This window comes from Moorena sp. SIO3H5 (assembly GCF_010692395.1).
Taxonomy (GTDB): domain Bacteria; phylum Cyanobacteriota; class Cyanobacteriia; order Cyanobacteriales; family Coleofasciculaceae; genus Moorena.
Genome location: NZ_JAAHHS010000364.1, coordinates 1 through 7,755 on the forward strand (window position 1 = coordinate 1; position 7,755 = coordinate 7,755).

Sequence of the window (7,755 nt, forward strand, 5' to 3'; positions counted from 1 at the left end):
GAAGACTTACAGAAGCAGCTAGCTGACCAAAATCTGAAACTGCTGAACAGACCGAAAGTTATCAGTCTTTGCAACAGCAGGCTAAAGAGCAATCTAATCTGGTTAAGAAATTACAGAAGCAGCTAGCTGACCAAAAATCTGAAACTGCTGAACAGACCGAAAGTTATCAGTCTTTACAACAGCAGGCTAAAGAGCAATCTAATCTGGTTAAGAAATTACAGAAGCAGCTAGCTGACCAAAAATCTGAAACTGCTGAAGACAAAGAAAGCTATAAGTCTTTACAACAGCAGGCTCAACAGCAAGCTACTTTGATTGAAGACTTACAACAGAAGTTAGCTCAACAAAAATCTGAAACTGCTGAACAGACCGAAAGTTATCAGTCTTTACAAAAGCAGGCTCAAGAAAAATCTAATCTGGTCAAAGAGTTACAGAACCAGCTAGCAGAGCAACAATCTCAGGCGGCGCAACATGTAGAAAGTAATCAGGTTCTACAACAGCAAACTCAAGACCAACAGAAGCGTATTGCCGAGTTAGAGCATCAGTTGTCTGAACAACAATCTCCGGCTAATCAACCTACCGAGAGTTATGAGTCTTTGGCACAGCATAATCAAGAGCAAGAGGATCGTATCGCCACTTTACAAAAACAAATTGTTGAGTTGAAGCGTTGGGCAACCCTTGGCAAAGCAGAGTTGAATAAGAGGCGTAGCCGAAGATTGTTTTAGCTAGTGCCCAAAGGCATCAATAATTCAATAATGATGTCAAGTCCCCTGGCTTCCTTTGTTGATAGTTTTGGGGATATTTTTTGCTTTTAATAACAACAAATAATACTATGATTATTCTGATATTATTCTCGAGATGCTTTCCTGGCTGAACCAAAGTTGATAATTTGTTCCAAGCGTGATATCGAACTAGCTGCTGATTCTCGGATATAGGGGTCGGCTTCCTGATTTTCAGCGGCAGCAGATAGCACTTCCATAGCTCTCTGATCCCCCAAGGAACCTAGAGCCTGTAGCACAGTAACTTGAAGGGCAATATCGTCGATGTCCAAAGCAGCTACTAGGGCTTCAAAAGCCGGTGGTCCAATAGTTCCCAGTGCGCCTACTGTCGATATTTTGACAACAGGATCTGGGTCTTTGAGGGCTTTTTGTAGACTCTGCAACCCGACAGTTGGGAAGGTTTCTTCTGAGTAGTTAAGAGCGATCGCAGCCAGGGCTTTAGCACAGCTAGCCCGTACAGTGTTATTTTCACTAGTTGTTAAGGTTTCTGCCAATATCGGTACAGAATCAAGACCAATCACACCTAGGGTTTGTACTGCTGCTCGCCGATAAACTACATCCTCATTATCCAAAATTGCCATCAACTCAGGAATAGTATTCTCCGTGCGCTCTGCTGCAATTTGCCGCATGGCTCTTTGTCGGAGTTTAGGATTTTTATTTTTTAATTGTTTATATAACTCTTCTGTAGACATTAGTAGATATCAATATATAGCTTTTTTAACTGGGTGAGGTACAAAATTTTTGATTTTAGGGAACAGGCGAAAGGTAAAAAAAACTTGCGTACCTCATAAGCATGAAAAATATATACCAAGATTAGTAGACATCAGGATATTCAAGCACAATAACTAAGGGGTCCTTAGGAAAGCGCTGAACCTGCTTAAGGCACAGCACTTTCCTAAGATCCCCCTTTAGTCCAAAGTACTAGAGGCAGCTAATCACTGTTAATCACTACAAACAGTGGATAGCAATAATCCTATGACATGGAGTTGATTACATAGTCAAGATAACCACGGTATTCAACCAAGGCTTGGGGAGACATGTCACGAGGAGCGCAGCCACGATCCCGGAGGAAGGTCAAACCAGTAACATAGGTAGCGGCATCGATACCTAAAGCTTTGTAAACTTCACGAGCGCCAGCAATACCCCACTCATCAAGAGGACCAGTACCACCGACTACTAAGCAATAGTTGATCAAACGCAGGTAGTGAACGATGTCACGCGCGCACTTTTCTTTCTGAGTACCTGCATCGATGTCCCGACCACTACCGTTAGGGAACTTTTTATAGATAGCATCAACAGCTTCTTTAGCTACAGCTTCGTAGTTACCTGCTAACTTATCAGCAGCTTCCATACGAGCCGCAGAACGTTGCAAGCTACCTTGAACTGATTCTAGGTCAGAAGCGCTAGGAAACCGACCTGCTAGGTCAGCGGAAGCAACAACAGTGGTTAACACTGATTTCATAATTAAGATATCTCCTGTCTTAAATTGATTTCGGCAAAAGGTCAGTGTAATTTAAATTCTCCTGAGCAGGGAGACTAGCTAATAGCACTGCCGACTGCATCGAAGTAGCTACCAACTTCTGCAGCCAAAGAAGCACAATCACCGCTAGTAACAGACTCTGTGCGTTGAGATGCACTGTTGTTAACAAAAGCCACAGCAGCAGCCTTCATGATGCTAACAGCACGGGTAGTATTACCAGTGGGGACGCCCAAAGCAGCGTAGGTTTCCTTAAGACCATTCAAGCAGCGGTCAGTCAGTACAGAACTATCTCCGCTCAGAAGGGCATAGCACACATAACGCAAAACGATTTCGCCATCACGTAGACAAGCAGCCATCTTGCGGTTGGTGTAAACACCGCCACCGGGAGCAACTAAACCAGGGCTTTCGCAAACGATACCAGCAACCGCATCAGTAACGATACAGCTAGCATTGCTGGAAATAAAATTCACAGCATCAAGGCGCTTGTTGCCATCAGCAATAAATCCCTTCAGAGCTTCTAAATCACCACCGCCAACAAATCCACCTTTGGAATCAGCAGCAACTACGGCTTTTGAAAAAGCGTCTAGCATTCAAATCTCCTTATCAATAGCAAGGACTTAATTAAAATTAATATTGGTCTTGTCGTTTATGAATTGACTAACCAATTTAGAAGATAAAAGCTATTTGACACTCTAGTCCCATTTATGAGAAACAAAGCAACAAAACATTACAAAAATTTCCTTCTATCCGTCTAATTGTATACTTTTGTATCAATAAACTTTTAACTGTTTGCTTAAGTGCTAAACAGTATCGTCAAGATCAGGGTCAATACCTGCTGCTCGTAACTGCTCAGCCAGCCGAGCCGCTCTAGCTAAAGCGGCTTGAGTTCGTTGGCGCTCCTGCTCAACTATAGACTCTGCTTGTTCAGCACGTTGTCGCTCCTGTTCAGCACGTTGTCGCTCTTGTTCAGCTCTTTCCCTTTCTAGTACAGCTCGTTCATCACCAATCAGCAACAGATTTCCTTCCTCATCCCACCACCTTAGCCACAGTTGAGTTTGATTCTGATAACTTCCTTGCCATAAGCCTAGTTCTACACCCAACGGTGAAATATAATAATGCCCTCGTTCATTAGGGGTTAATTTCTGATAAAACCCACTGATCAAGGTATAGACTTCAAGAGAGCCGTTGTTTATTTGATAAATACCATAGTAGGGAATTCGGATAATTTGCTCATACACCCAAAACTTACCTGGCTTAGTTACTTCTCCTTGAGTCGAGAGGGATAATGGGGTTTTGTCCCGTTCTTCATCCCCATTGCCACTGGCAAATTCTAAAGCAATTAATGGTGCGATATGTTCCCGCCACACCACATAGGAGCGACGAATTTTACCATCTAGCTGAGGAGGGATATTGGGAACATAGAACCAATCAGGTGCTTCGGCTCCTTTTTCAGGTGGATCAGTTTCTCGCCAGTAGATACCACAGTCTTGCCCAATAGCATATTGTCCATCAGGATGTCGCTGTTGTAATATCTCTCCAATCGAATCCGTTAGAATTATGCTTTGGGGATGCTCTTGAAAGTTCTTCACGAATGTACCATCTGACTCCGGTAGCTGGGTGTGGTCAGGGAAAGGGGGAGGTAATTTGACTCGAGGTACTGTCTCAGTCATGATCTGGCCTAGACTATGGCGGTGATAATCTCTATATTATCCTGGCTGCAAAGCGTGTGATAGCCGATCCCAATTACCAATTACTAGAGCATGGTATTACTGCTTAGTAAACTAAAGACGCTCTTCCAAGGTTACTAATGACTCATCCTAATGGCTAATGACTAGTAACTGCTTTAGTAACTGCTTTCGACCGAATCAACCAATCTGAATCATTAGCTGCCAGCTCTTGACCACTGGTATCCCCTAACTGCTCTAATGCGATTAAACTGGCATATTTCAAGTCAAAAATCTTGGTATTGAGGTTGTCTTTGAGTAAGGGAATTGCCCGTTCATCCCCTAAATTCCCCAAGGCAATGGCAGCAGCAGCACGGGATTTCTGAAACTGCGGTGCTTTATTGTGTAGGGCTTCCACTATCAAATCGTAGGCATCGGCGTATTTGAGCCAGCCTAGCAGTTTGACAACATGGTAGTGAGCACCATAATCGTTATGGGCTTTGTCAGCATAGGTAGCAAGTAGGGCTTCAGCAACAGTCTCTTGGGATAACTTGAGCAGGGTTTTACTGGCTAGATAACACCGGCCAAAATCTGTGTGGTATAGCTCGTTAATCAAGAAGTCTAAAGTGGGCATTTGGTCATATTCATGAACCAGCTCTAGGTGATCAGGATGATCACGAATCACTTGATCGAGTGATGGTTCAATATCCTCAAAGGTGATATCACCGGCTGGCAACCCAGCTTCTGCCAAGAGGCGAATTCCTCTTATTCGGAAGACCATGGAAATGGGACAGGTGGCAATTTTAGGAATTCCTTCGTAGTATCGAGCATCAATCAGGTCTTGTATACAGGCTCGTCGGGCATTGACACTAGAGTGTTGCAGGAATGCCATCACTTTGTGCATTTCGGTGGTATCCCCTGTGAACCGACAAACCGTTGCGATCGCAGCACTGGCTATGGGTTCATTATCGGATTTAGTAAAGGTCTTAATCCTCTCCAGGGCTGCTTGATAGTCTAGTGCGGCCAGAGTTTGAATAATTACCCGATAAGTCTGACCTGGCTTCTCCAGCAGCTGGGCTATTTCTTCGAGAAGTTCGGAATCTTGAGTGCCAATTTCCCCAATTGCCCAGACCGCATTTTCTACCGTGTAACAATCCTCATCCCCTAGACATGAGCGAATGATGGGTAGGGCTACAGAGGCTTTCAGACGACCTAAACTTTCTACTGCCTTGCGTCGAGCGATACGATGGTACATTTCTGAGTTTTGGTCTTGCACCGTTTCCATGAGGGCATTGATTGACCGCTCGCTAGGAAAGTTAATTAAATGGGATGCAGCCACATAGCGATCAGATTGGTCTTCCAGCTGGTCTAAGGGGGTCTTTAAAAGTGCGATCGCTTGATCTTCGGTCAAATTAAATATATTTGCAAAACGTTTATCCATCAGTGATTTAGTCGTGATTTAGTTGTGATTTAGCAATTAACAATAGGATTTACGAAGTTTAGTTGGTTTCCCCTGTAACTTCCCAAAACAATTAGGGGACTCTTCGACGGTACTCAACCAATCCAGGCAAAGCAACGTACTAAGAGTCCCCAGCTGCTGATCGAAATGTTAGTCAATCAGCGACGGATTTTCACCGTGATATCCTTAGGACAAGGAGTTGATTACATAGTCGAGGTAAGTTTTGTACTCAACCAAAGCTTGAGCAGACATGTCACGAGGAGCACAACCGCGATCGCGAGTGAACTCAAGAGCTGCTACATAAGGAGCAGTAGGTAGGTTCAAAGAACGGTAAACTTCACGCTGACCAGCAATACCCCACTCATCTAGAGGACCAGTACCGCCAACAACTAAGCAGTAGTTGATCAAGCGTAGGTAGTGACCAAGATCGCGGTAGCACTTGTCAATCTTGACTTGAGAATCACCAGCTTCACCAGCTTCTTTTAGGTAAGGATACTTCTTAAAGCAAGCATCACCAGCTTCTTTGGTTACTTTATCAATGCCTTCTGCTAGCTTTTCAGCAGCTTCCATACGAGCAGCAGCCCGTTGTAGGCTACCTTGAACGGACTCAAGGTCAGAGCTGCTAGGAAAACGGCCTGCAGCATCGGCAGCAGTAACAACTGTGCTTATAACTGATTTCATTTTTATATATCTCCTGAATGGGTTTTGACAAAGATTAGACTTAGCTTTTGGCTTCCCGAGCTCACTTTAGCAGGAGCTTGGTTATCTTAGGCAAAAGGGAAAGACTAGCTGATAGCAGCAACTACTGCATCGAAGTAACCAGCAGTTTCAGAAGCTAAGGAGGAACAATCCCCAGAAGTTACTTCAAACTTGCGCTGGCTAGCGGTGTTGTTAACGAAAGCAACTGCAGCAGCTTTCATGATTCCAACAGCACGAGCTGTGGAGGTAGTGGGTACACCCAGAGCGCTGTAGGTTTCCTTCAGACCATTCAGGCAGCGGTCGCTTAGTACAGAAGCATCACCAGCCAAGATGGCATAGGTCACGTAGCGGAGGATGATTTCACCATCACGCAAGCAAGCAGCCATGCGGCGGTTGGGGTAGCAGTTACCACCAGCTTGAATCAAACCAGTGTTTTCGCAGATCATTCCGGAAACAGCGTCGGAAACGATGCAGCTGGATTCGCTGGCGAGAATGTTTACAATATCAAGGCGCTTATTACCATCAGCAATAAAGCCTTTTAGAGCAGCCAGGTCTCCAGCACCGAGACATGCGGTTTTGCTATCTGCTGTAACTACAGCTCTGGAAAAAGCGTCAAGCATTGATATCTCCTTAAATTAAAGGTACTTAACTAGTTTGCTATCTTGCTGGTTATTTATCTTTGACCAGCTCAATATGAACATTAGAGGATAATCGGAACCGCAGTCTCATTTATTAACAACAAAGTAATAATTTGTAATATTCGTTACAAGGTCACTAGTGCATGACACTGGAGTCGGTTAACCGACTCAGCAGCTATATACAAAACTTAATAATTGCATGTACCTAGTTATGATATTTGGCTTTGCTTTAATAAATTGCATGGTTATGACATAATAAGAGGAGCAAGGGAGCAGGGGAGCAGGGGAGCAGGGGGACAGAGGTTGGGTCTAAATATCGTGAGTTTGCGCAATTATCTGGATTTGATATCAGAACTGTCAGTAGACCTAGACGTCACTCCCGCGTCACCCACAACTTTGTACTTCAACCAATTGGTAAGCATTAAGCTGTCAGCCATTGGCCAAGGCCAACAGCTGACAGCTTAGTTATAAACTGGTTTATATAATGTCGGGATAATTACCTTTAATCAAAATCTCTCCCATCTCCCCATCTCCCCACACTTCCCACCCTCCCTCTAAATTATAGGTATTCAACCTGACTTGATCTTAGTGGGAGTATGTTACGAACGTTCATCAAATCTGGTGCGGAAGCTCCCGTATTTTATCCAGTATTGTTTTAGATCATGATGAGGTGTATGTAAACTGGCTTTAGCCTGATACAAAATAACTTGGCGATGGGAGCCAATCCAAATTTTTTTAATGGGTTTAACCGATATTACACTTCCTCCGAGACTCTCGACGCATTCCGAGAATCGTTCAACCGTTGTATATTCTACCGTCTCAAAGATAAAAAAGTGACCGGAGCAAATCAAATGTCTGCTCCTAATCCAGCACTGCATCTTTTTTTGAGCTATTGGCGGTAGCATTAGCTGTACACAAATCATCCTCAACTCTAATGATAATTAATATTTTATGATAGTGGTTTGATAACAAAGGGCGTAGAGAGTAGGAACAAAAATCCTCACAATTACTACACGCAATCCTATAGGTTGTAGGTTTT

At 43.8% G+C, this 7,755-nt stretch carries 9 protein-coding genes; 1 reads left to right on the forward strand and 8 read right to left on the reverse strand.

What is annotated here, in order from left to right:
• The first annotated feature begins 68 nt into the window (after nucleotides 1-68).
• On the forward strand, nucleotides 69-722 hold the full coding sequence (locus F6K52_RS28290; protein WP_293086428.1) for a hypothetical protein: 654 nt from the start codon (nucleotides 69-71) through the stop codon (nucleotides 720-722).
• A 122-nt stretch (nucleotides 723-844) separates the two neighbouring features.
• On the opposite strand, the gene F6K52_RS28295 is transcribed toward F6K52_RS28290, so the two are convergent.
• The 8 genes from F6K52_RS28295 to F6K52_RS28330 all read right to left on the reverse strand — a co-directional run bounded on the left by F6K52_RS28295 (nucleotide 845) and on the right by F6K52_RS28330 (nucleotide 7,621).
• Nucleotides 845-1,468, reverse strand: coding sequence for a HEAT repeat domain-containing protein (locus F6K52_RS28295; protein ID WP_293086432.1), 624 nt, complete (start codon nucleotides 1,466-1,468; stop codon nucleotides 845-847).
• 281 nt (nucleotides 1,469-1,749) lie between these two features.
• A complete protein-coding gene (locus F6K52_RS28300) occupies nucleotides 1,750-2,238 on the reverse strand; it encodes a bleomycin hydrolase (protein ID WP_293086435.1) in 489 nt (162 codons plus the stop codon).
• Between the two features lie 74 nt (nucleotides 2,239-2,312).
• Complete coding sequence (locus tag F6K52_RS28305) at nucleotides 2,313-2,846, reverse strand: phycocyanin subunit beta (RefSeq protein ID WP_293086438.1); 534 nt, start codon at nucleotides 2,844-2,846, stop codon at nucleotides 2,313-2,315.
• Between the two features lie 210 nt (nucleotides 2,847-3,056).
• Nucleotides 3,057-3,926 carry a Uma2 family endonuclease gene (locus F6K52_RS28310; RefSeq protein ID WP_293086441.1) on the reverse strand — a complete coding sequence of 290 codons (870 nt, stop codon included), beginning with the start codon at nucleotides 3,924-3,926 and terminating at the stop codon, nucleotides 3,057-3,059.
• 154 nt (nucleotides 3,927-4,080) lie between these two features.
• Nucleotides 4,081-5,361, reverse strand: coding sequence for a HEAT repeat domain-containing protein (locus F6K52_RS28315; protein ID WP_293086444.1), 1,281 nt, complete (start codon nucleotides 5,359-5,361; stop codon nucleotides 4,081-4,083).
• Nucleotides 5,362-5,565: 204 nt separating this feature from the next.
• Nucleotides 5,566-6,060 carry a class 1 C-phycoerythrin subunit alpha gene (cpeA, locus tag F6K52_RS28320; protein ID WP_293086447.1) on the reverse strand — a complete coding sequence of 165 codons (495 nt, stop codon included), beginning with the start codon at nucleotides 6,058-6,060 and terminating at the stop codon, nucleotides 5,566-5,568.
• A 104-nt stretch (nucleotides 6,061-6,164) separates the two neighbouring features.
• The gene (locus tag F6K52_RS28325) at nucleotides 6,165-6,698 is read right to left on the reverse strand and encodes a bleomycin hydrolase (RefSeq protein WP_293086450.1); all 534 of its coding nucleotides are present in this window, start codon (nucleotides 6,696-6,698) and stop codon (nucleotides 6,165-6,167) included.
• A gap of 617 nt (nucleotides 6,699-7,315) precedes the next feature.
• Entirely contained in the window at nucleotides 7,316-7,621 is a 306-nt protein-coding gene (locus F6K52_RS28330) for a CpeR family transcriptional regulator (protein WP_202972186.1), read from the reverse strand.
• Nucleotides 7,622-7,755: the final 134 nt, after the last annotated feature.

What these genes read in the sequence shown, in the direction of transcription:
- F6K52_RS28305 (WP_293086438.1), bottom strand. Translation starts at nt 2,846, where the DNA reads ATGCTAGACGCTTTTTCAAAAGCCGTAGTTGCTGCTGATTCCAAAGGT.
- F6K52_RS28330 (WP_202972186.1), bottom strand. Translation starts at nt 7,621, where the DNA reads ATGCTACCGCCAATAGCTCAAAAAAAGATGCAGTGCTGGATTAGGAGC.
- cpeA (WP_293086447.1), bottom strand. Translation starts at nt 6,060, where the DNA reads ATGAAATCAGTTATAAGCACAGTTGTTACTGCTGCCGATGCTGCAGGC.
- F6K52_RS28325 (WP_293086450.1), bottom strand. Translation starts at nt 6,698, where the DNA reads ATGCTTGACGCTTTTTCCAGAGCTGTAGTTACAGCAGATAGCAAAACC.
- F6K52_RS28300 (WP_293086435.1), bottom strand. Translation starts at nt 2,238, where the DNA reads ATGAAATCAGTGTTAACCACTGTTGTTGCTTCCGCTGACCTAGCAGGT.
- F6K52_RS28295 (WP_293086432.1), bottom strand. Translation starts at nt 1,468, where the DNA reads ATGTCTACAGAAGAGTTATATAAACAATTAAAAAATAAAAATCCTAAA.
- F6K52_RS28315 (WP_293086444.1), bottom strand. Translation starts at nt 5,361, where the DNA reads ATGGATAAACGTTTTGCAAATATATTTAATTTGACCGAAGATCAAGCG.
- F6K52_RS28310 (WP_293086441.1), bottom strand. Translation starts at nt 3,926, where the DNA reads ATGACTGAGACAGTACCTCGAGTCAAATTACCTCCCCCTTTCCCTGAC.